At 65.8% G+C, this 24419-nt stretch carries 25 protein-coding genes; 14 read left to right on the top strand and 11 right to left on the bottom strand.

What is annotated here, in order from left to right; genetic code table 11:
• The first annotated feature begins 817 nt into the window (after nucleotides 1-817).
• Nucleotides 818-2023, top strand: coding sequence for an NAD(P)-dependent malic enzyme (locus tag GUY30_RS02595; protein WP_167193858.1), 1206 nt, complete (start codon nucleotides 818-820; stop codon nucleotides 2021-2023).
• A gap of 252 nt (nucleotides 2024-2275) precedes the next feature.
• Here GUY30_RS02595 and GUY30_RS02600 read toward each other — a convergent pair whose 3' ends face one another.
• The 3 genes from GUY30_RS02600 to GUY30_RS02610 all read right to left on the bottom strand — a co-directional run bounded on the left by GUY30_RS02600 (nucleotide 2276) and on the right by GUY30_RS02610 (nucleotide 4863).
• Entirely contained in the window at nucleotides 2276-2698 is a 423-nt protein-coding gene (locus GUY30_RS02600) for an organic hydroperoxide resistance protein (protein WP_039209212.1), read from the bottom strand.
• Between the two features lie 117 nt (nucleotides 2699-2815).
• Nucleotides 2816-3295: a MarR family winged helix-turn-helix transcriptional regulator gene (locus GUY30_RS18090; protein WP_039209214.1), complete on the bottom strand. Its 480-nt coding sequence runs from the start codon at nucleotides 3293-3295 to the stop codon at nucleotides 2816-2818.
• A gap of 326 nt (nucleotides 3296-3621) precedes the next feature.
• Nucleotides 3622-4863: an SPFH domain-containing protein gene (locus GUY30_RS02610; RefSeq protein ID WP_228281640.1), complete on the bottom strand. Its 1242-nt coding sequence runs from the start codon at nucleotides 4861-4863 to the stop codon at nucleotides 3622-3624.
• A 189-nt stretch (nucleotides 4864-5052) separates the two neighbouring features.
• Between GUY30_RS02610 and GUY30_RS02615 the strand changes: the two genes are divergently transcribed.
• Together GUY30_RS02615 and nagB are read left to right on the top strand one after the other, a co-directional pair.
• Entirely contained in the window at nucleotides 5053-5751 is a 699-nt protein-coding gene (locus GUY30_RS02615) for a FadR/GntR family transcriptional regulator (RefSeq protein WP_167193860.1), read from the top strand.
• 25 nt (nucleotides 5752-5776) lie between these two features.
• On the top strand, nucleotides 5777-6559 hold the full coding sequence (nagB, locus tag GUY30_RS02620; protein WP_167193862.1) for a glucosamine-6-phosphate deaminase: 783 nt from the start codon (nucleotides 5777-5779) through the stop codon (nucleotides 6557-6559).
• A 221-nt stretch (nucleotides 6560-6780) separates the two neighbouring features.
• On the opposite strand, the gene GUY30_RS02625 is transcribed toward nagB, so the two are convergent.
• Nucleotides 6781-7419, bottom strand: a complete 639-nt coding sequence (locus GUY30_RS02625; RefSeq protein ID WP_228281643.1) for a TetR/AcrR family transcriptional regulator — start codon at nucleotides 7417-7419, stop codon at nucleotides 6781-6783.
• Nucleotides 7420-7609: 190 nt separating this feature from the next.
• On the opposite strand from GUY30_RS02625, the gene GUY30_RS02630 reads away from it, so the two are divergent.
• From GUY30_RS02630 to GUY30_RS02655, 6 genes are all read left to right on the top strand, one after another.
• Nucleotides 7610-8482 (top strand): CoA transferase, encoded by an 873-nt coding sequence (locus GUY30_RS02630; RefSeq protein ID WP_167193864.1) that lies wholly within the window; start codon nucleotides 7610-7612, stop codon nucleotides 8480-8482.
• Between the two features lie 156 nt (nucleotides 8483-8638).
• A complete protein-coding gene (locus GUY30_RS02635) occupies nucleotides 8639-9793 on the top strand; it encodes an acyl-CoA dehydrogenase family protein (RefSeq protein ID WP_167193866.1) in 1155 nt (384 codons plus the stop codon).
• Between the two features lie 117 nt (nucleotides 9794-9910).
• Nucleotides 9911-10990 (top strand): glycosyltransferase family 2 protein, encoded by a 1080-nt coding sequence (locus tag GUY30_RS02640; RefSeq protein WP_167193868.1) that lies wholly within the window; start codon nucleotides 9911-9913, stop codon nucleotides 10988-10990.
• Nucleotides 10987-11904, top strand: a complete 918-nt coding sequence (locus GUY30_RS02645; protein WP_228281644.1) for a hypothetical protein — start codon at nucleotides 10987-10989, stop codon at nucleotides 11902-11904. The genes GUY30_RS02640 and GUY30_RS02645 overlap by 4 nt, the downstream gene beginning before the upstream one ends.
• A 12-nt stretch (nucleotides 11905-11916) precedes the next feature.
• Nucleotides 11917-12378, top strand: a complete 462-nt coding sequence (locus GUY30_RS02650; RefSeq protein ID WP_167193870.1) for a DUF3151 domain-containing protein — start codon at nucleotides 11917-11919, stop codon at nucleotides 12376-12378.
• 103 nt (nucleotides 12379-12481) lie between these two features.
• Entirely contained in the window at nucleotides 12482-13951 is a 1470-nt protein-coding gene (locus GUY30_RS02655) for an MFS transporter (protein ID WP_167193872.1), read from the top strand.
• 72 nt (nucleotides 13952-14023) lie between these two features.
• On the opposite strand, the gene GUY30_RS02660 is transcribed toward GUY30_RS02655, so the two are convergent.
• Entirely contained in the window at nucleotides 14024-14368 is a 345-nt protein-coding gene (locus tag GUY30_RS02660) for an ArsR/SmtB family transcription factor (protein ID WP_167193874.1), read from the bottom strand.
• 199 nt (nucleotides 14369-14567) lie between these two features.
• Between GUY30_RS02660 and GUY30_RS02665 the strand changes: the two genes are divergently transcribed.
• Nucleotides 14568-15644 carry an NADH:flavin oxidoreductase/NADH oxidase gene (locus GUY30_RS02665; protein WP_167193876.1) on the top strand — a complete coding sequence of 359 codons (1077 nt, stop codon included), beginning with the start codon at nucleotides 14568-14570 and terminating at the stop codon, nucleotides 15642-15644.
• 189 nt (nucleotides 15645-15833) lie between these two features.
• On the opposite strand, the gene crcB is transcribed toward GUY30_RS02665, so the two are convergent.
• The 5 genes from crcB to GUY30_RS02690 all read right to left on the bottom strand — a co-directional run bounded on the left by crcB (nucleotide 15834) and on the right by GUY30_RS02690 (nucleotide 18621).
• Nucleotides 15834-16211: a fluoride efflux transporter CrcB gene (gene crcB, locus GUY30_RS02670; protein WP_167193877.1), complete on the bottom strand. Its 378-nt coding sequence runs from the start codon at nucleotides 16209-16211 to the stop codon at nucleotides 15834-15836.
• The gene (locus GUY30_RS02675) at nucleotides 16208-16642 is read right to left on the bottom strand and encodes a fluoride efflux transporter FluC (RefSeq protein WP_167193880.1); all 435 of its coding nucleotides are present in this window, start codon (nucleotides 16640-16642) and stop codon (nucleotides 16208-16210) included. The genes crcB and GUY30_RS02675 overlap by 4 nt, the downstream gene beginning before the upstream one ends.
• Complete coding sequence (locus GUY30_RS02680; RefSeq protein WP_167193882.1) at nucleotides 16639-17232, bottom strand: universal stress protein; 594 nt, start codon at nucleotides 17230-17232, stop codon at nucleotides 16639-16641. Before GUY30_RS02680 ends, GUY30_RS02675 begins: the two co-directional genes overlap by 4 nt.
• 234 nt (nucleotides 17233-17466) lie before the next feature.
• Nucleotides 17467-17796 carry a nuclear transport factor 2 family protein gene (locus GUY30_RS02685; RefSeq protein ID WP_167193884.1) on the bottom strand — a complete coding sequence of 110 codons (330 nt, stop codon included), beginning with the start codon at nucleotides 17794-17796 and terminating at the stop codon, nucleotides 17467-17469.
• Between the two features lie 69 nt (nucleotides 17797-17865).
• A complete protein-coding gene (locus GUY30_RS02690) occupies nucleotides 17866-18621 on the bottom strand; it encodes an SDR family oxidoreductase (protein WP_167193886.1) in 756 nt (251 codons plus the stop codon).
• Nucleotides 18622-18684: 63 nt separating this feature from the next.
• On the opposite strand from GUY30_RS02690, the gene GUY30_RS02695 reads away from it, so the two are divergent.
• A complete protein-coding gene (locus GUY30_RS02695; RefSeq protein WP_167193888.1) occupies nucleotides 18685-19371 on the top strand; it encodes a TetR/AcrR family transcriptional regulator in 687 nt (228 codons plus the stop codon).
• Nucleotides 19372-19497: 126 nt separating this feature from the next.
• Here the strand turns inward: GUY30_RS02695 and GUY30_RS02700 are convergent, their stop codons facing one another.
• Nucleotides 19498-20778: an aminotransferase-like domain-containing protein gene (locus GUY30_RS02700; RefSeq protein WP_228281647.1), complete on the bottom strand. Its 1281-nt coding sequence runs from the start codon at nucleotides 20776-20778 to the stop codon at nucleotides 19498-19500.
• A 204-nt stretch (nucleotides 20779-20982) separates the two neighbouring features.
• Between GUY30_RS02700 and GUY30_RS02705 the strand changes: the two genes are divergently transcribed.
• The 3 genes from GUY30_RS02705 (at nucleotide 20983) to GUY30_RS02715 (ending at nucleotide 24246) form a co-directional block, all read left to right on the top strand.
• Nucleotides 20983-21534, top strand: coding sequence for a DinB family protein (locus GUY30_RS02705; protein WP_167193890.1), 552 nt, complete (start codon nucleotides 20983-20985; stop codon nucleotides 21532-21534).
• A gap of 172 nt (nucleotides 21535-21706) precedes the next feature.
• Entirely contained in the window at nucleotides 21707-23323 is a 1617-nt protein-coding gene (locus tag GUY30_RS02710; RefSeq protein WP_167193892.1) for a sensor histidine kinase, read from the top strand.
• Nucleotides 23320-24246 carry a response regulator transcription factor gene (locus GUY30_RS02715; RefSeq protein ID WP_167193893.1) on the top strand — a complete coding sequence of 309 codons (927 nt, stop codon included), beginning with the start codon at nucleotides 23320-23322 and terminating at the stop codon, nucleotides 24244-24246. The genes GUY30_RS02710 and GUY30_RS02715 overlap by 4 nt, the downstream gene beginning before the upstream one ends.
• Nucleotides 24247-24419: the final 173 nt, after the last annotated feature.

Below are 24419 nucleotides of genomic sequence, written 5' to 3' on the forward strand. Positions count from 1 at the left end.
TGAGCAGGTCAGACGCGGTATCGGTGTGAATGAGCCTTCTCGAGGCAGGTCTGTCTCAGTTGGCGGGGCAGGCGGTGCGGCGAGAGCAGGTGGAGCGAGGAGGTGAGGCGGCGAAGAAGATGCCTGCAGCGCTATCGCCGTGATCGGAGACCTGGACCATCCCGGCCCGTCGAGAGCGGCCCAGCAGTATCACCACCCCACAGCATCACCCCACAGCATCACCCCACGGTGCACCTCAAGGTGCACCCTACGGTGGTCCAAAGGTCTGGAGAACATGCCACCTGAAGGTGGGGCCGCCTCGGCGAGGGTTGGATTTTCGGGTGAAACGGGTCACAGCTTCGGTTATGATGTTCGAGTTGCCGGATGCGACCCATGAGGTCGGTACTCGCCACATGCGAGCCGTATCCGCACTGCGCGAAACCGCGTCGCCCTTCACCTAGGGCACGTCGCGGGTCGCGTCGACGTCACCGCACCATCCTTCACTGGTGACCAGTTCTTCGCCCAGACCATCGCCTGCGCTCACGGTCGACCGTGTCCGCGCCGGCCGACGGCCAGACGATCACTGCCGGCTGCGCCGATGATCCGATAACCGAACAGAATGCTCACCGAACACGGTGAGCACCGATCATTGAGTTCACGGAACTTAAAAGCTCACGGAACTTAAAAGCTCACGGACTTCACGAGTTCGACGAACTCAAGAGGCCCCAAAGACCTACGAGTCCCCGAAGACTCACGAGTCCCCGGACCTCTCGAGTCCCAGTACTCACGAGCACCTCACGCTCACGGACCGCCGCCGCATCAACCATGAGGATCAACCATGACGACCACCGCTCACAACTCCGCCGCTTCCGACCAGGGCTCCAAGGGCCCGATCACCGACGCCGAGATCTTCGAGGCGCACGAAGGCGGCAAGCTCTCCGCCGAGCTCACCTCACCGCTCCAGACCCAGCGCGACCTGTCGATCGCGTACACCCCGGGCGTGGCCAAGGTCTGCACCGCGATCAAGGACGAACCGCAGCTGGCGCGCACGCACACGTGGACCGGCCGACTCGTCGCGGTCATCTCTGACGGATCGGCTGTGCTCGGCCTCGGTGACATCGGTCCGGCCGCCTCGCTGCCGGTGATGGAGGGCAAGTGCGCTCTGTTCAAGTCCTTCTCCGGGCTGAATGCGATTCCGATCGTGCTCGATACCAATGACACGGACGAGATCGTCGAAACGATCGTCCGGATGGCTCCGACCTTCGGCGCAATCAACCTCGAGGACATCTCCGCCCCACGCTGCTTCGAGATCGAGGACCGGGTCAAGGAAGCCCTCGACATCCCCGTCATGCACGATGATCAGCACGGCACCGCCGTCGTCGTCCTCGCCGCTCTGACGAACGCTCTGCGCGTGGTGAAGAAGTCCTTCGAGTCCGTCCGCGTGGTCGTCTCCGGCGCCGGTGCAGCCGGTGTGGCCGTGGTGAAGATCCTCGCCGACGCGGGTGTGAAGGACATCGTCGTCCTCGATTCCAAGGGAGTCGTCGAGTCCGGCCGCTCCGACCTGTCCGAGACCAAGCAGTTCCTCGCCGAGTCGACGAATCCGCGCGGAATCTCCGGTGGGATCGGCGAAGCCCTCGACGGTGCCGATGCCTTCATCGGCGTCTCCGGCGGCACCATCGACGAGGCGCACCTGGAGAACATGGCCGACGACGCGATCATCTTCGCCCTGTCTAACCCCAACCCCGAGGTGGCCCCCGACGTCGCGTCCAAGTACGCCACCGTGGTGGCCACCGGACGCAGCGACTTCCCGAACCAGATCAACAACGTCCTCGCATTCCCCGGAATCTTCCGCGGCGCGCTCGACGCCGATGCCAATGAGATCACCGACGATATGAAGCTCGTCGCCGCACGTGCGATCGCCGATCTCGTCGGCGATGACCTCGAGCCCGGCTACATCGTGCCCGGTGCGCTCGATTCCCGAGTCGCTCCGGCCGTCGCCGAGGCGGTCGAGAAGTCCGCGCTGGAAGCCATGGCCGAGCGCTGAGGTCATAACGTCGCGCTGAGGTTCGCATGCGCCCGCTGGTATCCGCTGATGTCAGCTGAGATTTGGGTGAGGCAAGGTCTGCGGGCCGGCTGCTGAATCCGAACGGCGCTGAGGGGCGGGTGAAGAGAGATCTTCACTCGCCCCTCAGCTGTTGTTGCGGCCGGAGGTTCTGGCCCGCGCCGGCGCGCGGGAGCCGGTCAGCCGCCGGAGGGCTGCCGCCGACTCCCGGCAGCCGCGTTGCCGCGTTGCCGCTCAGTCGTCGGTGACGGTGATGGTGACGTCGATGTTGCCGCGGGTGGCGTTGGAGTACGGGCACACCTTGTGGGCCTTGTCGGCCAGCGCCTGGGCCTCGGCCTTGTCGAGGTGCGGGAGTGTGACCTCGAGTTCGACGGCGAGCTGGAACCCGCCCTCATTGTCCTTGCCGATGCTCACACGTGAGCCGACCGTGGAATCGTCGACGTTCGCCTTGGCCTGACCGGCCACGAGGCGCAGCGCTGAGTGATAGCAGGCCGCGTAGCCGACGGCGAAGAGCTGTTCGGGATTCGTGCCGTTGCCGCTGCCGCCCATCTCGGTCGGAGTCGCGAGATCGACATCGACCTTTCCGTCGCTCGTGCGTCCGTGGCCGTCGCGGCCTTCGCCTGTGGCCAGCGCTTCTGCTGTGTAGAGAGCCTTCATGATGTTTCCTTCCGTTGGTGGTGCATTGTCGGATCAGTGGGATCGGCGGTGATCAGTGGGGTCAGCGGTGCAGTACGGGTTCAGTGGCGCACTGGAATGCAGAGGCGCGGTGTGAGTTCAATGGTGCGGCAGGGGGTCGGGGGACTCGACGGGCGCCGGTTCCGCGCGCAGGTTCCTCGTCAGCGTGCGCAGGGTCTTCAGCAGCTCGGGCATCGACGCGGGGTCGAGATTCGTGCGCTCACCGATCCGGGCGGGGACGCATTCGGCGCGTGCTTTGGCCGCCGCGCCCTCGGCGGTGGCGCGGACGAGAACTCTGCGCGAATCCTCGGCGGAACGATGGCGGGTGACGAAGCCGAGCGATTCGAGTCGTGACAGCAGAGGGGAGAGTGTGCCCGAGTCGAGCTGCAGACGCTCGCCGAGGCGCTTGACCGTCACACCATCGTCGTCGGAACCCTCTTCCCACAGCACGAGCATCACCAGATACTGCGGATAGGTGATGCCGAGTTCGGCAAGCAGATCTTTGTACGACGCGGTCATCGCTCGTGACGCCGAATAGAGAGCGAAGCAGAGCTGCCGGTCGAGATCGAGCGCGTTCATGTGAAAATGATTGCACACAATTCAATTGTGCACAACCAATAGTTCCGGGAGGCGGCGAGTTCCCAGGAGTCAGTCAGTTCGCGGGCGGCGTCGAAATCCCAGGAGGCGGCGAGTTTCTAGGAAGAAAAGTTCCCAGGTGGCGGCGAGTTCCTATGGGGAGGACCCCGCCGGTGGTGGAGTTCCCAAGTGGATTTCCGGGGGTGCGCATACGGATGTGGGGCGGGTGAAGATCTCTCTTCACCCGCCCCACGGCGGTGTGCGCTGAGCGGTGTCTGCCAGCTCAACTCTGCTGGCCGGTTCAGCTCTGCCGGCTCAGCGTTGCCGGCTCAGCGCTGGTTGCCGCCTCGGCGGTTGCGCCACTGCTCGGCGGCGGCGCGAACGGCCGACTGCGCCGCGGAGCGCGGATCCGTGTGGCCCTGCTGACCGTGCTGACCTTGGCCCGGCCCCGGCTGGCCCTGCCCCGGTTGACCCTGTCCGCCCGCTCCCTGTCCGGAGCCGCCCTGGCCCTGCCCGCCGGCATACTGCCCGGACCGATCTGCCGGGGGAGTCGTCGGCTGCGGCGGGACGTTCGTACGGTCGGCGCCGCTGCCGGAGCTGCGCCTGGAATCATCGCCCGCATCGTCGCGGCCCTGCGGAGCGGGCAGATGCGAGCCTTCGTCGGCGGCATTGGCGGCGAACAGGGCATTGCGGATCTCCTGGCCCATCTCGCCCAGGCCGCCCGGGTTCGACGGCATGAACAGCACGTTCGACCGGCCCTCCTGCGCGACGTTCTGCATCGTGTCGAAGTACTGGGTCATCATCAGCAGCTGCTCGGCAGTCTTGTGGATGCCCACCTCCTGCAACAGTGCGTACTGTTCGGCGATGCCGTTGGCGATTGCCTTCCGCTGAGCGGCCACGCCTTCACCGTGCAGGCGCATCGCCTCCGATTCGGCCTGTGCCTGAGTCACGCGCTTGATCTTGTCGGCCTCGGCCAGCGACTGCGCGGCGACCTTGTCACGCTGCGCGGCGTTGATCGAGTTCATCGAATCCCGCACGCGCGGATCAGGGGTGATGTCCGTGACCAGAGTGCTCACGATCTTGAAGCCGTAGCGCTTCATCGACTCCGACAGTCGGCGCTCGACGTTTTCGGCGATGTCATCCTTCGACTCGAACGCGGTGTCGAGCGTGAGTCCCGACAGCGCCGAACGGACGGTGTCGAAGACATAGGAGCGAATCTGCTCCTCCGAATTCGCCAGACGGTAATAGGCATCGGCGACGTTGTCCTCTTCGACGACGTACTGGACCGCGACGGGAACGGTGACGAAGACATTGTCCTTCGTCTTCGACTCGATGTTTACCTCGAGCTGCTGGACGCGCAGCGAGATCGGCCTGCTCGTCGTCTCGATGAACGGCACCTTCGTGTTCAGCCCCGGCCGCGCGACCTTCTTGTACTTGCCGAATCGTTCGACGATGACGTTCTCCTGCGTCTTCACCGTGAAGAACACGCTCGTGCGCAGCTTCCCGAACAGCAGGACGGCGACGACGAGGATGATGATGACAACGGCGATGGTGACCGCCACTCCACTCATGACTCCTCCAATGGGTCGTGGTTGTCGGCCGTGCGACGACCGCTGACTCCTATCACTCTAGTAGTCATCGAGCGCCGCGTATATGACAAGGACGCTGGCTCTCGTCTCGAGGAGGGAACTCATCACCGGTACATCTGACGTCAGACGTATACTGGAGGCTCAGCGTGGAACGACCAGCAGAAGGTGATCATGGCGGAGACGACAGAGACCGGACGGAAAGTGACGACGTCCGACAGGATCAAGGGTCTCATCCTCTCCGACGGTCTGCGTCCCGGGGACCTGCTGCCGACCGAAGGCGAACTGTGCACCCGCCTCGGCGTCTCGCGGTCGAACGTCAGGGAAGCCATCCGCAAACTCTCGACCCTCGACATCGTCGACGTCCGCCACGGCCACGGCACCTACGTCGGCGAGATGACGCTCGATGCCCTCGTCGAAGCCCTCGTCTTCCGCGGCGTGCTCAGCCCCGGCGACGACCTCGGCGCCCTCCGCGATGTCGTCGAGGTGCGTAAGGCCCTCGACCACGGAATGTCCGAGCAGATCGTCGACGCACTGCGCGGAACCTCGAACCCCGACCTGCACTCCCTAGTCGATAAGATGACCGCGCTCGCCGCCGCCGGCAAGACCTTCCCGCGGCAGGACCGCGCCTTCCACACCGGCCTGCTCGCGAAACTCGGAAACTCGCTCGTCGGTCAACTCGTCGCAGCGTTCTGGGACGTGCACACGGCCGTGCTGCCCAAACTCAATGTGGCCGTGGCCTCCGACCTGGAGCAGACCGCGCAGGCCCATGGGCTCATGCTCGAAGCGGCGGAATCCGGCGATGCCGAGGCTTTCCGCGCCGCGATCACTGCCCACTATGAGCCGATCATGCGCGCCCTTGAACAGAAATGATTGACTGAACGACGAAGGAGACCACATGGAAGTCGTCATCGCCGACGAATACACGCTGGCGGAGCTCGCCGCCGATGCGATCGAGCGGCTGCTGCGCACCGAAGCCGCACCGGTCATCGGGCTGGCGACCGGTTCGAGCCCGCTGCGCATCTACGATGAGCTGACCACCCGCCACACGAACGAAGGACTGTCCTTCGCGCACGCGCAGGCGTTCATGCTCGACGAGTACGTCGGCATCGCCGAGGATCATCCGCAGCGCTATCGCAACGTCATCGACACCGAGATCGCCACCCGCGTCGATTTCGCCGAGGGCGCCGTCCACGGTCCCGAGGGATCCGCCGATGACCTGGCGGCCGCCTCGGCGGACTATGAACGGAAGATCGCCGAGGCGGGCGGGATCGACCTGCAGATCCTCGGGATCGGCAGCGACGGTCACATCGCGTTCAACGAACCCGGATCATCCCTGGCCTCGCGGACACGGGTGAAATCCCTGACGCACCAGACGCGGCTCGACAATGCGCGGTTCTTCGACGGCGACGTCGAGCAGGTGCCGAAGCTGTGCCTCACGCAGGGGATGGGCACGATCATGGAGGCCAAGCACCTCGTGCTCGTCGCGACCGGAGGCAACAAGGCCGAGGCCGTGCACCAGATGATCGAGGGGCCGATCTCGGCGATGTGGCCGGCGACTGTGCTGCAGATGCATCAGCACGTCACGGTGCTGCTCGATGATGCGTCGGCGTCGAGGCTGCAGCTCGGCGACTACTACCGCCACGCGTACGAGAACAAGCCGGAGTGGCAGAACCTCTGAGGGCCTCGCCTGCAGGGAGCTCGCAGCCTTCGACTGTCTCGGCCAGGCTCGTTCCGTCGGGTCGTTCACGCCGTGGGCGACGATGTGGGATCCGGCCAGAGCTGCCGCGAAGGCGTGCTGGAAGGTCGGAGTGTCCCGGAGCGTCCATGCTCCCTCCTTACCACCCGGAGGGCAGACGGCGTGATATTTGCGCAGGCGAGGGAGGGTGCAGTTGAGCTGGATCAATTCTGCGGTGTGCGCACGGTGATCGTCAGCTCCGGCTTCGCCGCCGGGCGTTCATCAGCGGAAAACGAGTCGACGACCTGATCGACGAGCGGCTGGAGGAACAGCTTGCCCAGCTGCCGGATCATGACTGTGACGACCTGATCGACGCGACTCCTGTCCGTCGAGGCGACGCCTCCCGAGCGCATGGAATCCACGCTCTGCAGTGAGAGCCTGGCCAGGCGTGTGATGAGAGTGCGACCGGCAGAGCCTTCGAGGAGTTCGCGGCGCAGGTAGCCGACTATGAGCGGGTTCGCCTTGAGCATCTGAGCCACCGCGGCATCGCGCCCGGCGGTATCCGCGACGGAGTCCGGAGCTGCGGCATCGGCTTCGGTGATCGCTGCGGCGAACTGGTCGACGATCCAACTCTCGACAGCCGCCCGCAGTCCGTCCTTCGAGCCGAAGTGGTGTGAGATCAGGCCGATGGCCACTCCCGCTTCGGAGGCGATCGCGCGCAGGGGAGTGCCGGCGAATCCGGTCGTGGCGAACTGATGGAGACCGGCATTGCGAATCCGGGCACGGCTCGTGAGATCTATCGCCGAGGACTCGCCGGCGTCGGCGTTCCTGCTCTTGCGCTCCGCATTCATCGGCACATCCATGTCCTCACTTCTGTCGTCCGGGGCCATTCTCTCAGACCGATGCTGTTGCCCTTTCTCCTGCCGATGCTCGTGCTCGTGTCGGTGTTCGTACCTGGAAACCGGAAACTTCTCGTCATGGTATTGAACGTTCTTTCAATATCCTATACATTCATTCAGGAAAGTTGATTCGACTCGACCGGGGGATCCGCGAATGACCGCTTCTCAACCGCTCAGCGGAGTCACGGTGATCTCTCTTGCCGTCAATCTGCCGGGACCGCTGGCGGCAGCGCGCCTGCATGCTCTCGGTGCCCGGGTCATCAAGGTCGAACCGCCCATCGGCGATCCCCTCAACCTGATGTTTCCCGCCTACTACCAGGAGCTCACCGACGGCCAGGAGATCCGCACCATCGACCTCAAAGATGATGAGGGAATCGAACAGCTCCGGACGCTCTTGGCCGGGGCCGACCTGCTGCTCACCTCGATGCGTCCCCGCGCAGCCGCCGCTCTCGGCCTGCCGGAACTCGTCGACGAACACGGGCTGGTCCACGTCGAGATCGTCGGCTTTGCCGGCGACCGCGCCGACGTCCCCGGCCACGACCTCACCTATCAGGCAGCGCACTCCACCCTCCTCCCCGGAACTATGCCCACAGTGCCCGTCGCCGATGTCCTCGGCGGCGAGCACGCGGCACTCCAGGCTCTGGCAGGGCTGCACGAACTTGAGACCCGACGCACTGCTGCCCAGGGTGCCGGTGATCAGGACGCGAACGGTCAGCACGGCGGCGGAATCGTCAGTCGCGTCGTCCTCGACGAGGCGGCCGAATGGGCGGCGGGACCGGCACGGCACAAAATGAGCACACCGGGAGGTCCCCTCGGCGGGGGAACGCCTTTCTATCGGACCTACTCGACGGCTGACGGTCATATTGCCGTCGCCTGCCTCGAGCCTCATTTCGCGAAGGCGCTGGCCTCCCTCGTCGGGTCCGAACACGAGGAACTCGAGAAGGCCTTCGCCGCCGAGCCGACGGCGTACTGGATCGACTTCGCAGCCGCGCATGATCTGCCCGTTGAGCGAGTCGCTCTCGGCTGATCAACGCGCACACGAATACCCCCACATGATCACCCAGAGCGCATCTCCGCACCAGCACCCCGCATCCCCCTCATCAGCACCTCCCACCACTGACCTCTCTGGGGTCGGCACGGCCCTTCGGAACCAACACGACGAGCAGATTCAGGAGACATCACAATGATTCTCGACGGATACCGCGGCGCCTGGGAGACCCAGGAGACGGATGACCTGCGCGATCTGGCACGCGGATTCTTCGCCAAGGAGATCGTGCCGCACGAATCCCGCTTCGCCGAGCAGAAACAGGTCGATCGTGACACGTGGACCCGGGCCGGCGACGCCGGTCTGCTGTGCATCTCGATCCCCGAAGAGTACGGCGGCGGTGGCGGCACCTTCGCCCACGAGGCGGTGCTCCTGCAGGAACAGGGGTTCGTGGGCGACACCGCCTGGGGCAACAGCGTCCACTCGACGATCAACGCCCACTACATCAACGCCTTCGGCACCGAAGAGCAGAAGCGCAGGTGGCTGCCCCGCATGGCCACCGGTGAGCTCGTGTCGGCGATCGCCATGACCGAACCGGGCACCGGATCGGACCTGCAGAACATCACGACCCGGGCGGTGCGTGACGGCGACGAATATGTCATCAACGGCGCCAAGACGTTCATCACCAACGGGTCCCATGCCGACCTCGTCATCATCGTGGCCCGCACCAGCGACGAGCCCGGCGCGAAGGGTGTCTCGCTCATCGTGGCCGAGGTGAATGATCTGTCGGGGTTCTCGCGCGGACGTGTGCTGGAGAAGGTCGGACTGCACGGGCAGGACACGAGGGAGCTGTTCTTCGAGGACATGCGCGTCCCGGCCGAGAACGTCCTCGGCGGAGCCGAAGGCCGCGGATTCATCCAGCTCATGCAGCAGCTGCCTCAGGAACGACTGGCGATCGCCGTCGGCGGTGCCGCGACCGCGGAATTCGCCGTCCGCGCGACCATCGCCTACGCGAAGGAGCGGGAGGCTTTCGGTCGGCCCATCCTCGGTTTCCAGAACACGAAATTCGTCCTCGCCGAATGTGCCACCGAGGCGTTGTCCGTCCGCACCTTCATCGACCACCTCACCAGCGAACACATCGAGGGAACGCTGACGACCGAACAGGCGTCGGCCGGGAAGTACTGGGCCACGGATGCTCAGAACCGGATCGTCGATCGCTGCCTGCAGGTTTTCGGCGGCTACGGATACATGGTCGAATACCCGATTGCTCGCCTCTACGCCGATGCCCGGGTGCAGAAGATCTATGGCGGCACGAACGAGATCATGAAGGAGCTCATCGCTCGGGGCCTGTGAAGCCGGGCCCCGGCGCCGACGAGGCCTCTGGTGCCGACGGGGCGTCCGGCGCGTGCCGGGCTCCATCTGTATGCCCCCTCAAGACCGGGAGCGCGCAGGTATGGGAAGATTGAGGGCGTGTCGAAAGTACTTGAGATCCTGACCCCGGAGGGCCTTCCGCCGCTTAACGAGAAGCCCGGTGTCTCCTTCATCATGCCGGTCCTCAACGAGGCCGAACACATCGAGCAGGCGATCACCACGATCCTTGCCCAGGAGTACGACGGGGACAAAGAGATCGTCCTCGCTCTCGGCCCCTCGACCGACGATACGAACGCCATCATCGAATCGATGGCAGCCCGCGATTCGCGGATCCAGACGGTCGACAACCCGCAGGCCGCGACCCCGATCGGCCTCAACCTCGCCATCGCGGCGACCCACCACCCGGTGATCATCCGCGTCGACGCGCACTCCGGGCTCGGCGCCGACTACACTCGGCAGGCCATCGACACCCTGCGTGAGACGAAGGCCGCGAACTGCGGCGGACTCATGCTCGCCCGTGGCAAGACTTCCTTCCAGAAGGCCGTGGCGCGCGCCTATATGTCGCCCGTCGGCCTCGGCGGTCCCGCCTACCACTCCGGTGATGAGGCGCAGGAAGCCGAATCGGCGTACCTCGGCGTGTACCGACGGGAAGTGTTCGACCACCTCGGCGGGTTCGACGAAGGCATCAAACGCGGTCAGGACTGGGAGCTCAACCTGCGCATCCGCTCCGCCGGCGGCCGCATCTGGTTCAACCCCGACATGGAAGTCACCTACTGGCCGCGCGGCACCTGGTCGAAGATCGCGCAGCAGTTCTGGGCCACCGGAATCTGGCGCGCCGAACTCATCCGCCGCTACGGTTCGCAGAACTCGCTGCGCTACTTCGCCCCGCCGCTGCTCGTGCTCGGCATGAGCGCGGCCGTGATAGAGACATTCCTCCAGCTGTCCGGGTCGACGAAGAAGTGGCCGAAGTTCCTTCGCCGCTTCACCTCGCTGATCCACGTGCCCAGCTTCGGCTACATCGCCGGAATCCTGGCGACCGCCTCGGCGGCGAAGGACTGCGGACGACGGGAGCGGTTCTGGTTCGGCATCGTCCTGCCGACCATGCACTTGTGCTGGGGTGCCGGGTTCCTCCGGGGACTCGTCACCGGAGCCGGAACGACGGAAGACAGCAGCCGATGAGCAAGAAGAAGCCGAACCAGGGCCACAAGGACCGCTACGGCCGCGGCACCAATGATCCGCTGCCCACGCCTGATCCCGAATCGGCCGAACGCATTCCCGTGCCCGACCGCCCGGCGCCGAAGAAATTCAATGCACCTCTGTGGGCCGGCGCCATCGTCGTCCTCCTCGTCGGCGGCGTGCTCGCGATGAACATCTTCGGGTCGAAGGACCAGCTCACCGTCGATTCGCTCAACCCGCCAGCCGTGGGCGCCCTCGACGGCGGATCCTCGGTGTACCCGGCGAACTCGAAGCTCGCCTTCACCGAGAACGTGAAGTTCGGCTACCTGCCCGCGCCCACTCTGTCGGCGTTGGGCGACGGCACGATCGTCGCCGCGAACCCGGAGACCGCGGCCGAGGACATGGGGCTGAAGAAGTCCCTCGACGAGCTCGACTCCGCGGAATTCCTCGACCAGACCATCAAACCGGCCCGCAAGGACACGAGCCCCAGTGAGCCCATGACCTGGGATCAGATCGTCGACGAGTTCGGCGGGGACACAGTATTCCTGCCCGCCATCGACTCCGCCGAGGTGGCGAAGTCGGCACTGCAGACCATCACCGAGGCGGGGCTCCAGGACTCGACGCTCGTGCGCACCGATGACGCCGAGGTGGCCCGCGCCGCCGCCGATGCCGGCGTTGGCGCCATGTTCACCGGAGACGTGACAGCTACCGGGAACGAGTCGCTGTCCAGCGACGGGTACACGGCCCTGGCCGTCGAGGCCGATGCCGCCGAGAAGTGGACCGGAGTCGACCTCGACGTGTGGGCCACCGGAGTCAAGGACAAGAAGCAGCTCGAGAAGCTCGCCGACGCCGGGGTCACCGGAGCACTGAGTGAGAACCCGTACAAGATCCTGCCGTCCGAAGTGAAGACCGACTAAGAAGGAGACGCAATGACTCAGCCCATCGGCAACCCATCGCATATCGGGAATCTGGATGCCAGCCAGCTCGGCCCGCAGCCGACCTACCTGCCCGATGATCACCCCGACGTCGACGCTCGCAAGCGCATCGACGCAGGTGAAGAGCCCATCGACGTCGCCGCGGCACTGCCGGCTTCCTCCCTGGCCTGGGCAGAACTCGCGGATGAAGCGCACAAGGAGGGCCGCCTCGTCGACGCCTATGCCTACGCCCGCGTCGGCTACCACCGCGGACTCGACGCCCTGCGTGCCGCCGGATGGCGCGGCGCCGGACCGATCCCGTACTCGCACGAAGTCAACCGCGGATTCCTCCGCGCGCTTCACGCCCTCGGCCGTGCCGCCGGCGCGATCGGTGAAGGCGAGGAAGCCGCCCGCATCGAAGAGTTCCTGCACTCGTCAGATCCGACGGCAGTGGAGGCCATCGGCCGCGGGGAGTAGACCCGCCGCAGCTTTTTCGGACACATCGGCCTCCGTAGTGCGGGAGCAAACGCACCTCGGAGGCCGATTGTGCTTGTCGGCAGGGCGGCGTAGAACTATATGAATGGGTAATGTTTCCGAGACGGTCATGACGGCAGAGCAGCGCAAGATCCTGGCGGTGATGCTCGTCCCGATGTTCATGTCGCTGCTGAGCGTCTCGATCGTCAATGTCATCCTCCCCGACATGCAGCGCTCGATCGGCGCCTCGAATTCGGCGATCCAGTGGGTACTCTCGGGCTATACGCTCGCGTTCGGCGTGCTCCTCGTCGCAGCCGGCCGAGCCGGTGACCTCTTCGGCCGTGGTCGGCTCTTCGTCATCGGCGTCAGTGTCTTCGCCCTCGGCTCCCTCATCTCGGGACTGTCCCCGGACCCGCTCGTGCTCAACATAGCACGTGTCGTCATGGGTCTCGGCTCCGGACTGCTCAGCCCCCAGGGCGTGGGGATGCTCCAGCAGTACTTCCACGGCCAGGTGCGTGGTCGCGCCTTCGGGATGTTCGGCACGATCGTCGGGGTCTCCGTGGGCATAGGCCCCGTGCTCGGCGGCGGGCTCATCGCTGTTCTCGGCGACGAGTGGGGCTGGCGTTCGGCGTTCCTCATCAACGTGCCGATCGCCTTGGCCGCAATCATCCTCGGCCGGTTCTGGCTCCCGCAGAGCGCCTGGGTCGGCATCGGCACCGCGTCCGATTCGCACGGCCGACGCCGGGCCGACTTCGATCCGGTCGGGCTCATTCTGCTCGGTGTGGGCACGTTGTTGGTCATGCTGCCCTTCCTCGAGCGCAGCGCAGGTGCTTGGATCTATGCCCTCGTCCCCGTCGGCGTCGCCGTCGTCTGGGTGTGGGTGCGATGGGAGAACCGCTACTCTCGCCGAGGCGGATCGCCGATGGTCGACATGGAGCTGTTCCGGACGCGGAGCTTCGCCTACGGGGCATCGCTGACGTCCATGTATTTCGTCGGAATGCCCGGCATCTGGGTCATCGTGGCGCTCTACCTGCAGAACGGTCTCGGCTTCCCCGCCCTCCATGCAGGCCTCGTCGGTCTGCCCTCGGCGCTGCTCTCGGCCATCGCAGCACAGGCGGCAGGCCGTGTCGTGCTCACCTTCGGCAGGAAGATGGTCGTCCTCGGGGTCGCAATCGGTCTGACCGGGGTCGTCGCCTCGTCGCTGCTCGTACTGGCCCATGAGGCCTGGGGGATCAGCATCTGGTGGCTGCTCCTCACACTCGGGGTCACGGGCCTCGGGCAGGGCATGGCGATCAGCCCTAATCAGACCCTCACTCTGGCCGAGGTGCCAGTCGAATATGCGGGCAGCTCCGGCGGCGTGATGCAGACCGGGCAGCGGGTGGGCACGGCCATCGGCATCGCGATCGTCACCGCCGTGTTCTTCGTCGTCCAACCGATGGCCGGCTACGGCGCCGCCATCGTGGCGGGCTTCGGGTTCATTGCGCTCGTCATCGCCTTCGCCGGAATCATCGGACTGGTCGATCTTGCCCGCGGTCGGGCCAAGTCCCGGCAGGAGGGGCAGACGGTCAGGAGCTGAGCCCGGTCTTGCGCAGGGGAGTGCCTCGCCCGACCGTTTCGGTCACGTCTGGGCGGAGGCGACTCGGCCGGGTCAGTCGCGAGATTCGGGGGCGGTCGCCTCGGCGCGTTCGATGTTCTGGGCGGCGAACACGGCGTCGAGGAGGCCGGGGAAGCGGGCATCGAGATCGTCCTTGCGCAGGGTATTCATGATCTTCGTGCCCTCATATTCCTGTCGGATCACGCCGGCTTCGCGCAGAGTGCGGAAGTGGTAGGTCGCCGTGGACTTCGACACCGGCAACTCAAAGGTCGCGCACGCATGATCGCCGAATGCGTCGTTGAGCTTGCAGGCGACGGTGCGGCGGACCGGGTCGGCGAGGGCGGCCAGGACGGTGTCGAGTCTCATCTCGTCCCTGCTGGGGTGGTCGAGTGTGCGCATCTGGATCCTCCCATCTCGCTATCGCGTCGATCAGCGTCGGTGGATGTCATCTGAACAGCCACCGATCACAGGTAGCGCCGCATCCCTCCATTGTACGAAATATTTGGTAGTACGAAATTCATCGTAGTAGAGTGCGAACCCGAAGTACGAAGAATCTCATACTTCTGGACGATCATTCTCGACGAGATCACGAGGTCTTATGTCTCATCTGCTGTTCGAACCGCTCACCCTGCGCGGACTCACGTTCCGCAACCGCATCTGGGTTCCGCCCATGTGCCAGTACTCCGTTGAGAATCTCGACGGCGTTCCCGCACCGTGGCACACCGTCCACTACGGCGCCATGGCCAGGGGAGGTGCGGGAGCCGTCATCGTCGAAGCCACCGGCGTCACTCCGGAGGGGCGGATCTCGGCGAAGGACCTGGGGCTGTGGAACGACGCGCAGCGCGACGCCTTCGCCCACATCGTCGACTTCCTTCACTCGCAGGGTGCGGCCGCCGGCATCCAGCTCGGCCACGCGGGCCGCAAGGCCTCGACATATCCCGAGTGGGGGACCGACGGCGATGGCAGCGTCCCGGTCGAGCAGGGCGGTTGGCAGACCGTGGCTCTGTCCGCGTTGGCCTTCGAGGGCCTTGCCGAACCCCGGGCTCTGACTGAGACGGAGATCGCCGAGGTGGTCGCGGCCTTCCGGTCCTCGGCCCGCCGGGCGATCGAGGCCGGGTTCGACTTCGTCGAGATCCATGGTGCACACGGGTACCTCCTCCATGAGTTCCTGTCGCCCCTGAGCAATACGCGCACCGACTCCTACGGCGGAACTTTGGAGAACCGGGCCCGACTGCTGCTCGAGATCGTCGATGCCACCCGCGCCGAGGTGGGCGAGGACGTTCCCGTGTTCGTGCGCCTCTCCGCGACGGACTGGACCGACGGTGGGCTCACACTCGACGACACCGTCCACGTCGCCGGATGGCTCAAGGAACACGGCGTCGACCTCATCGACGTCTCCTCCGGCGGCAATGTGATGGCGTCGATTCCCGTCGGTCCCGGCTACCAGACGACCCTGGCCGCCGGCGTGCGGCAGGGATCGGGGCTGCCGACCGCGGCCGTCGGCCTCATCAGCGAACCGTTCCAGGGCGAGCACATTCTGGCCACCGGCCAGGCCGATGCGATCCTCGTGGGCCGTGAGCATCTGCGCGACCCGAACTTCGCGCTGCGCGCCAGCGACGCACTGCGCTTCGACATCGACTACCGCCCGGCTCAGTACCACCGCGCCTATAGGTGAGCTGAGCTCAATTCGCTGGAGCGGCTCGGCGCTCATTCGCTGACGGCCCAGTTGAAGTCGCACAGCACATGTTCAAATGTGTGCTGTGCGACTTCAACTGGGCCGTTGGCGTCTGTCATCTGCGCGGACAGCGCCTCGCCGAGGGTGAGCGTGTGGAGATGTGGCCGAGTCCAGAACGGTCGGTCGCAGCTAAGCCAGGCCGCCGAGCCACATTCCGATCGTCGCGGTCGCCGTGGCGAAGACGAGGGTGCCAAGCCCGTTGACCAGGCAGGCGACCCAGCGACGTTCTCGGAGAAGCCGAATAGTCTCGAAGCTCGCCGTCGAAAACGTCGTATAGCCGCCGAGGAATCCCGTGCCGAGCACCAGGTGCCAGGCTTCCGGAAGCAGATTCGCCCCGGCCAGCCCGGTCAGCAGTCCGAGTACGAGCGACCCCGAGACGTTGATGATGATCGTTCCCCACGGGAGGGCGGCGCTCATGCCGGACTTGATGAGTCCATCGATCAGCATTCGTGATGAGGCGCCGAGTCCGCCGGCGGCGGCAAGGGCGACGAAGACCAGCGGCGTCATCGGGCACCTCCTCGGCGGAGGGCACCGGCGGCTGCGATGCCGGCGAAGGTGGCGAGACCGCCGATGAGCACCGTGCCCACCGCGTAGGCAAGGCCGATGCCGGGGTTGCTCGCACCGCCTGGATCCGCGCCGAGGAGACCAGCGGTATCCGCGGCCAGCGCGCTGTACGTGGTGAACCCGCCCATGAAACCGGTGCCGACCAGGATCCGTGTTCGGCGACGCCACCCTTCATCGGGACCGCTGCGCGCCAGGGAATCCAGCAGCAGGCCGAGCAGGAACGCCCCGAGGATGTTGACCGTGAGGATTGCCCACGGCACATCGCCGAGGGGCGGCAGACTCAGACTGATCGCCTCGCGTGCCGCGGTTCCGAGTGCGCCGCCGATGAACGCGAGCCCCAGATAGGACAGGCGCAGGTGGACCGGCCGGGTCACTGCTCGCCCTCGCCGGCTTGAGTCTCGGCAGCGGGGGAAGCGCCAGGGGTCGGCGACGTCGCAGGGGCTTCGGGGTTGCTCGTGTCGTCGGTGCCTGTCGCCAGCGGAACGACGACGAGGGGGCGATGCTGGCGCCTCGACAGTTGGATCGCGACCGAGCCATTGAAGAACTCATGCAGAGAGCCGCGGACACCTGCGCGACGGACGCCGAGGATGATCATGCGGGCATCGAGCGCCTCGGCGAGCCGGTCGAGTTCCTGTGCCGGTGACCCGGCCAGTGCGCGAGTCGACCAGGCGACATTCGTGCCTTCCAGGGCGGCAGCGATGCGGTGCTGGAGTTCGGGGTCGAACTCGGTGGCCGCCTCGTCGGTGGTGTTCGGATCGATGGGCATCGAGAGCACGGAGCCGTCGGGACGAGTCTCAACGGTGTAGCGGGAGTCGTCGACGTGGGCGCAGACGAGCTCGGCGTCGAAGTGGGCGGCGTAGTCCGCGGCGGCGGCGATCACCTCGGCGGGCTGATCGGGGACGACGCCGAGGATGATGCGGGCGCGCGGCGGCCCGTCGTATATCGGATCGGGGCTGGCGGTCATGGTCTCTCCTACCTTTCGGGCATGCTGAAGCCGGTCGAGGTAGGGACTGTTGTCGAAGACGAACACCGAGGTTCCGCTTCCGAGGTTGGGTACGGCGAGCCCCACCGCCGTGCCGCGCAGTCGCGACACCGATATTGTGCCACAGGACCATAGCGAAAGGGCCGTCGGATGGTCGGCATCCGAAGATGGCCGGCATCCGACGGCCCCCGCTGGGGTATCAGCGCTCGCCGAGCCTCAGCCTTCGCGGATCGTCATCCGGCTCAGTTTGGCGCCGTCGATAATGAAGGCGAATGATGATCGACCGTTGGCATGCGTCGAACGCCAATCGCCGACGACGATGACGTCGTTTCCGTCGACGGTGACCTCCTCAGGCGTGAGGATGCCGGTTGCGCCGATGAACTCCTTGTCGCTCCACGCTTTGATGGCCTCTCGGCCCTGGAACTCGCGGCCCCAGTCATCCACGACTCCGTCAGAGGTGAATGCGTCGAGGAAACCCTGGTCATCGTGAGCGTTGACGGTGTCGATGAAGCCGGCGACGGGTTCGGGAATCTGCAGATCTGACATGTGTGCTCCTGTGGTTTTGAGAGGTGGTTGTTGGGTGGGTGCTCAGGGGACGGAAGTGTCGGGTCTGCCTCAGCGAGTGGTGTAGCCGCCGTTGGCGAAGATCGTCTGGCCGGTGATCCAGCTGCCTTCCGTGGCGAGGAATCGCACGATCGGTGCGATGTCCTCGATCCGGGTCAGACGGTTGCCCATGCCCTGCGATTTGTGGAACTCCACTCGTTCCGGAGTCTCCTGACCGTAGAAGAACGGAGTGTCCATGGGCCCGGGTGCGATGGCGGTGACGGAGATGCCGCGGTCGGCATATTCCTTCGCTGCGGCTCGGGTGAAGTGCTCGACCGGACTCTTGCCGCCGGCATAGGTCGAATAGCCGTCGGTGAACGCGGCGAGCAGGGCAGTGACGATGGTGACGATCTTCCCATTGTCGGCAAGGTGTCTGCCTGCTTCCTTGATGAAGAAGTAAGCGGCCTTCGCGTTGATGTCGAACATCGCGTCGTACTCGTCCTCGGTGGTCTCCGCAATGGGCTTGCGCAGAACCTTGCCAGTCGTGTTCACCCCGATATCGATGGGCCCCAGCGCAGAGACGGCATCGTCGAAGAGCCTCTCGACGTTGGCGGGCTTGGTGAGATCTCCGGTGAGCAGAACGCCCTTCGATCCGCTGGCCTCGACGGCCGCGAGTGTCTCTTCGGCCTCCGGGCGCGTTGATTCCGAGTTGTAGTGGACGGCGATATCGGCTCCGGCCGCGGCGGTCTGTCGAGCAATGAGTCCGCCGAGGTTCTTCCCGCCTCCTGCGATGAGGATGGTCTTGCCTTGCAGAGTCTGTTCGGTCATGGTCTCAACCTCCGTATCGTTGTTACATCGGACTATATCGACGGTACACTATAATATAGCGATATGACAGAAGTTGAGGGAACGGATACACGGACCCGTCTGCTCGAAGCGGCCGCCGACCTCATTGCCGCGGCGCCCGGAGAGGACTTCTCTCTGCGCGCGGTCTGCGACGCGGCGGGGGTCAAGATGCCCACTCTGTACCATTTCTTCGGCAATAAGCAGGGGCTGATCGAGGCCGTCGTCGAGCGTGGCTTCGACATGTATCTGTCGGCCAAATCCTCGACCGAATCCAGTGGCGACCCGATTCAGGATCTGCGTCTGGGCTGGGATGCTCACGTCGCCTTCGGACTGGAGAATCCGGGTTTCTACACCCTCATGTACGGCAAGGTCAGACCCGGCTATTCACCCGAGGCACAGTCGAAGCCGAGCGAGATTCTGCGCGGTCTGACGCTCAAAGCGGAACAGGACGGACGGCTCGTCGTCGGCCACGAGCAGGCGGCAGCTCATGTGCTCGCCACGAATATCGGCGTCACCCTGCGGCTGATCATTCAAGGCAGGAACGATCCCGAACTTTCAGCAGGCGTCCGCGAAGGCGTCCTCGCCGCCATCACCGGAACCGGACAGAGCGAACCGGGCGACGGTCGTCTGGGTCATGCTGTCATCGAACGTGCTGCGGCGAATCCGGACATCCTGGGCGAAACGGAGACTCAGCTCCTCATCCAATGGATCGGCCGCCTCGGCGAGGTCTGAAAACGGTCGCCGAACGGGCGGCCGCGCCCGCCTGTTCGGCCGAGGCGGGGCCGTCGGTGCGGGAGCGCTCGGACGTCGTGGTCGAGCGAGGTCGGGGCCGCCTCGGCGAAGGTGTCGTCCTGGTGATCAGCGCTCTGCGCGGTAGCGGTCGACGGCAAGGCGGAGGCGCTGCAGGCCATCGTCGATGCGGTCTGGAGCCGCCGAGGCGAAGCACAGGCGCAGCGCGTTCGAGAAGTTCCCGGCCGGCGAGAACGCGGGACCGGGGATGTAGGCCACACCTTCCTCGAGTGCGGTGGTCATGAGGTCTTCGGTGTTGATGGATTCGTCCTCGAAGGTCACCCACAGGAAGAATCCGCCGTCGGGATCGGTGGCTCGGATCTCTCCGGGGAAGAGCCTCTCCAGTCCTTCTGACATCGCAATCTTCCGCTCGCGGTAGGCCGTGCGCAGGACCTCGACATGGGAGTCGGCGCCGGCTTCGGCCAGCCACTGGGCGATGAGGTGCTGGTTGGGGACGGGGGCGCAGGAGTCCATCGTCTGTTTGGCATTGACGGCGAGCTCACGGACCTCAGGATCGACGTCGATCCAACCGACCCGCAGCCCCGGGGCGACGAATTTCGAGAACGTGCGTACCCCGAAGATGAGGGGATCGTTCGGGCTGAGGTCGCTCAGCGCCGGCAGTGATTCACCTTCGAAGCGCAGCATTCCGTACGGATTGTCCTCGATGATGACCGACCGGTGGCGGTGAGCGAATTCGAGGAGGCGCTCGCGACGCGGCAGCGACATGGTCACGCCTGCCGGGTTCTGAAAGGTCGGGACGGTGTAGATGACCTTCGGGGCGCGCCCGGTGCGCTGCGTGTGCTCCTCGAGGACGTCGATCTGCATGCCCTCTTCGTCGACGGGGATCTCGAGGATCTCCGCCTCATAGCTCATGGCCGTTGCCGAACCGTTCGTATAGGTCGGCGACTCACAGGCGACGAGGTCGCCGGGGGTGACGAAGAGTTTGAACCCGAGATCGAGCCCCTGCATGCCGCCGGAGGTGATGAGGAGACGGTCGAGGTTCCCCTGCTGTTCGAGCGGGATCTGTCCGGTGGCGGCGAGGTAGTCGTGGAGGGCTTCGATGAGGATGGGCTCGCCCTTCGTCTCCCCGTAGGTGAAGTTCTCCGGGGAGAAGACTTGCGCGGCGATGCGGGCGAAGTCAGCGGCGGGGAGCATGTCCGGTGCCGGTGCCCCCATGCCGAACTTGACGATGTCATGGTGATACTGGGCGAGCACCGTCGTGGAGGCATCGATGACGGAGCCGACGAGCTGATCGCGGCGGCGGGCGTAGGGCAGCGCGGGGGACTGCGATTGGTTCTCGGGCTGGTTCTGCGAGGCACTCGTGGCCGGATGCATTGACGTGGTGGACATGAGCGACCTCCTCTGAGCGGTGATGCCCTGAAGTCGACGGCTCCGGCGACAATGCCAAGGCTCCTGCCCGAACGACGGTGTACGTGGGTCACTTCAGCATAGGGGTGGGGGACGTGGCGAACAAGGATGCTGAACGCCTGCGATTTCGGGCGAGTCGTCGATCGGATCGGTCCTCCCACGCCGAGGCGGCTCTACAGTGGGGACATGACAGGTGCAGACGCCGACGGCGGCAGTAGGGCTATCAGACCCACCGATGTGCGCGAGTCCGACCTCGGCCTGCAGTTCACAGCGTTCATCGACGAACACCGACAGCACCTGCTCGGGAGTCTCGACGACCTGAGCGAAGACGAGGCGAGGCGGTCCCTGGTACCGAGCAGAACCCGCCTGCTGTCTCTGCTCAAACATGCGGTGTTCGTCGAAACCGTCTGGTTCGGTGAGGCGGTCACCGGTCGGAGCCGGGTCGACTACGGGCTGCCGCACGACTCCAAGGACTCTTTCCTCCTCGACTCCTCTGACACGATCGCCTCGGTGACCGCTGACTACCGGGCTGCGGTCGAACGTTCGCACGCGGCGATCGCGGGAATGGGTCTCGACACCGTGCTCACCGGTCATCGGGCCGGACCGATGCCGCTGCGGTGGGTGCTCCTCCACGTCCTGCGGGAGCTCGCCCACCATTGCGGGCACGCGGACATCCTGCGCGAGCAGATCCTCGCCGAACGGGGGAGACGCGGCGGCTGGTCCGGTGTCGCGCGCTAGGGAAGGGCCGCCTCGGTAAGTCGGGGGGGGTGCGTGATGGCGGGGCCGCCTCGGCGATCTGACGCTCCCGAGTGAGTACGGTCCCGCGGGCGAGCCCCGCGACCGGCATCGTCTGCGCGGATCAGCCCTGAGTATGATGTGAGCCCGGCGGCGCAGAACTACCATGGCCGACATGAGCAATCGATCGATCCGGACCGAGGGCCACCGCCCGGAGCCGCAGCAGCGCACCCCCGACCGCGTCGACCGCATCCGTCGCACCCTCACTGCTCATCCTTGGATCGTCGACTCGCTGCTCTGGGCTCTGCCGATCACCTATCTGACCGTCGTCTTCACCTCCTCCCAGGCCGAGCGGAGCGAGATCGCCCTGGTGCCCGTGGCAGTGCAGGTCGGCATCGTTCTGCTCCAGACGCTGCCGCTGGGACTGCGGCGCACTGCCCCGCTGCTGAGCTCCTCGCTCATCGCCGTCGGCTGCCTGCTGACCGTGCTCACGATGATGGGACCGACCTTCGGCATCGTCGCCGTTCCGATCACCGTGTATTCGACGACGGCGTGGGGGACACGCAACCACGGTCGCATCGTGCTCGTCCTGGGTCTCCTCGGCGCGCTCTTCCTGGGCGGGTGGCTCTACCTCGTGTCCCTGCAGGCGACGATCGGGGTGAACCCGCGACCCTTGGCATTCGGTGAGTACGTTCTGCTGGTCGTCGTCGTGGCACTGTGTGCGTCGATCGTGCTCATCGCCTGGCTGTTGGGCGGAGTCGGATTCCGTCGCCGCCGCGAGATCGAGGGTATTCGGGAGCGCAACCGCCTGTTGGAACGCGAACGCGAATCCGAGACACGGCTGGCCGCCGATGCCGAACGCATGCGCATCGCTCGCGAAATGCATGATGTCATCGCCCATTCCCTGTCCGTCGTCATCGCTCAGGCCGACGGAGGACGCTATGCGGCGAAGACCGATCCGGCCGTCGCGGTCGGAGCCCTCGAAACCATCGCACAGACCGGACGGGAAGCCTTGGCACAGACGCGGTCGCTGCTCGGCTTCCTCCGCGCCGAGGAGGACGACGAGCGCTCTTCGTCGCCGCTGCCCGGCGTCGCCGACATCGGCTCCCTCATCGCCGATGTGCGATCGGCGGGGCTTCCGGTCTCGGTGACCGAACTGGATGAGGTCGACCGCGGCCGCTTGGCCGAAGGAGCGTCGCTCGCCGTCTACCGCATCGTTCAGGAAGCGCTGACGAATGTGCTCAAACATGCTGGGGACGGTGCCCGGGCACATGTCGAGCTGCTGGCCGAGGACGCAGAGCTCGTCGCCCGGATCAGCGACAACGGAACCGGAAACGAGGCAGGCCGCATGAACGGAGAGACGGACAGCCACGGAGCCGACGACCCGGCACGGAATGCGACCCACGGCCGTGGCTACGGCATCGTCGGCATGCAGGAACGCGCTGCGCTCTACGGCGGCACGCTCATGGCCCGGCCGATCCGGTCGACCGGAGTGAAGGACCGGTCCGAAGGGCACACCGACGCGAAGCCCGGGTTCTCCTCCGGCGCGGTCATGGGTAGCGCTTTCGGAACGACGACGGGATTCCTCGTCGAGGCCAGGTTGCCGCTGTCCGCTCCCGTGCCCAGTCCCGAACCCGAAGCCGATCCCAGCCTCACTCCGGGCGCCGGCCCCCATGATTCGTCCGACCATGGGGAGAATGGGTCTGCAGGAACCGGGCAGACAGCCGTAGCAGGGCAGACCGCCGAGGCGGGAGAGAATCATACCGCCGAAGTCGAGGAGAGCAGCCGATGAGCGTCGATGGCGAGGCGACCGTGCACGGTCGAACCGATGCTCGGGAGAGCGGGCCGCTTCGCGTCGTCCTCGTCGATGACCAGGCCCTCGTGAGGGCGGGCTTCGCCATGGTCATCGACTCCCAGCCGGACCTCACCGTCGTCGGACAGGCCGGCGACGGTGCGGCAGGTCTCGACATCGTCAGGCAGGACGAACCCGATGTCGTGCTCATGGACGTTCGGATGCCGCGTATCGACGGTATCGAAGCGACCCAGCGGATCCTTGCTCTCGCCGACGAGGGGACGATCCGTCCCCCGAAGATCATCGTGCTGACCACCTTCGACGATGACGATTACGCCCTGCGCGCGCTGCGGGCCGGTGCGTCAGGCTTTCTGCTCAAAGACACCCTGCCCGAGGTGCTCCTCGAGTCGATCCGCACCGTCGTCGACGGCGGTGCCGTCATCGCTCCCACCACCACCAGGCGACTGCTCGAGACACGACTCCTGCCCCACCTCGGCGCCGGAGACCTTCCCCATTCGAATCCGCAATCGGCGGCCTCGGGAACCGATGCGACATCGGCCGAGGGCGTTGTGCCCGCCCCACTCGGGGACGGTGAGCCTGCATCATCCGAGGTCGGCACTTCTGCGTCGAGCAGTCGGGGGTCGCTGAACACCGCTGGCGCGGATGAGTCCGGGCGGGCCGGTGCGAGCCGTCTCGAGGCGGCCGATAGGCGTCGGTTGGAGTCACTGACCCAGCGCGAGACCGAGGTCCTCATCCTCATCGCCACCGGGCTGAGCAACACCGAGATCGGCGAGCGGCTCTTTCTCGCCCAACCGACCGTGAAGACCCACGTCGGTCGGATCCTCATGAAGCTCGGGGCCCGTGACCGTGTGCAGGCCGTCGTGTTCGCCTACGAAGCCGGCCTCGTCGGTCCCGGTCACTGAGCCGGAAGCATCTCGCACGCGCCCGGGGCCGACCGCTCGAGACCGGTTCATCGTCGGCGGGCAAGGTCGCTCTAGGGAATCCGAGATCATCCTCAGGTATGACGGACGGGCCGCGGCCGCCTCGGCGCAAGACCATCCTCAGGTCCGATGTGGGCGGGTGGGCCCGGCGACGA

The organism is Brevibacterium pigmentatum (assembly GCF_011617465.1).
Classification (GTDB): domain Bacteria; phylum Actinomycetota; class Actinomycetes; order Actinomycetales; family Brevibacteriaceae; genus Brevibacterium; species Brevibacterium pigmentatum.

Coding starts and splice junctions, on each gene's coding strand:
- GUY30_RS02595 (WP_167193858.1), top strand. CDS start 818: ATGACGACCACCGCTCACAACTCCGCCGCTTCCGACCAGGGCTCCAAG.
- GUY30_RS02600 (WP_039209212.1), bottom strand. CDS start 2,698: ATGAAGGCTCTCTACACAGCAGAAGCGCTGGCCACAGGCGAAGGCCGC.
- GUY30_RS18090 (WP_039209214.1), bottom strand. CDS start 3,295: ATGAACGCGCTCGATCTCGACCGGCAGCTCTGCTTCGCTCTCTATTCG.
- GUY30_RS02610 (WP_228281640.1), bottom strand. CDS start 4,863: ATGAGTGGAGTGGCGGTCACCATCGCCGTTGTCATCATCATCCTCGTC.
- GUY30_RS02615 (WP_167193860.1), top strand. CDS start 5,053: ATGGCGGAGACGACAGAGACCGGACGGAAAGTGACGACGTCCGACAGG.
- nagB (WP_167193862.1), top strand. CDS start 5,777: ATGGAAGTCGTCATCGCCGACGAATACACGCTGGCGGAGCTCGCCGCC.
- GUY30_RS02625 (WP_228281643.1), bottom strand. CDS start 7,419: ATGGATGTGCCGATGAATGCGGAGCGCAAGAGCAGGAACGCCGACGCC.
- GUY30_RS02630 (WP_167193864.1), top strand. CDS start 7,610: ATGACCGCTTCTCAACCGCTCAGCGGAGTCACGGTGATCTCTCTTGCC.
- GUY30_RS02635 (WP_167193866.1), top strand. CDS start 8,639: ATGATTCTCGACGGATACCGCGGCGCCTGGGAGACCCAGGAGACGGAT.
- GUY30_RS02645 (WP_228281644.1), top strand. CDS start 10,987: ATGAGCAAGAAGAAGCCGAACCAGGGCCACAAGGACCGCTACGGCCGC.
- GUY30_RS02650 (WP_167193870.1), top strand. CDS start 11,917: ATGACTCAGCCCATCGGCAACCCATCGCATATCGGGAATCTGGATGCC.
- GUY30_RS02655 (WP_167193872.1), top strand. CDS start 12,482: ATGGGTAATGTTTCCGAGACGGTCATGACGGCAGAGCAGCGCAAGATC.
- GUY30_RS02660 (WP_167193874.1), bottom strand. CDS start 14,368: ATGCGCACACTCGACCACCCCAGCAGGGACGAGATGAGACTCGACACC.
- GUY30_RS02665 (WP_167193876.1), top strand. CDS start 14,568: ATGTCTCATCTGCTGTTCGAACCGCTCACCCTGCGCGGACTCACGTTC.
- crcB (WP_167193877.1), bottom strand. CDS start 16,211: ATGACGCCGCTGGTCTTCGTCGCCCTTGCCGCCGCCGGCGGACTCGGC.
- GUY30_RS02680 (WP_167193882.1), bottom strand. CDS start 17,232: ATGACCGCCAGCCCCGATCCGATATACGACGGGCCGCCGCGCGCCCGC.
- GUY30_RS02685 (WP_167193884.1), bottom strand. CDS start 17,796: ATGTCAGATCTGCAGATTCCCGAACCCGTCGCCGGCTTCATCGACACC.
- GUY30_RS02690 (WP_167193886.1), bottom strand. CDS start 18,621: ATGACCGAACAGACTCTGCAAGGCAAGACCATCCTCATCGCAGGAGGC.
- GUY30_RS02695 (WP_167193888.1), top strand. CDS start 18,685: ATGACAGAAGTTGAGGGAACGGATACACGGACCCGTCTGCTCGAAGCG.
- GUY30_RS02700 (WP_228281647.1), bottom strand. CDS start 20,778: ATGTCCACCACGTCAATGCATCCGGCCACGAGTGCCTCGCAGAACCAG.
- GUY30_RS02705 (WP_167193890.1), top strand. CDS start 20,983: ATGACAGGTGCAGACGCCGACGGCGGCAGTAGGGCTATCAGACCCACC.
- GUY30_RS02710 (WP_167193892.1), top strand. CDS start 21,707: ATGAGCAATCGATCGATCCGGACCGAGGGCCACCGCCCGGAGCCGCAG.
- GUY30_RS02715 (WP_167193893.1), top strand. CDS start 23,320: ATGAGCGTCGATGGCGAGGCGACCGTGCACGGTCGAACCGATGCTCGG.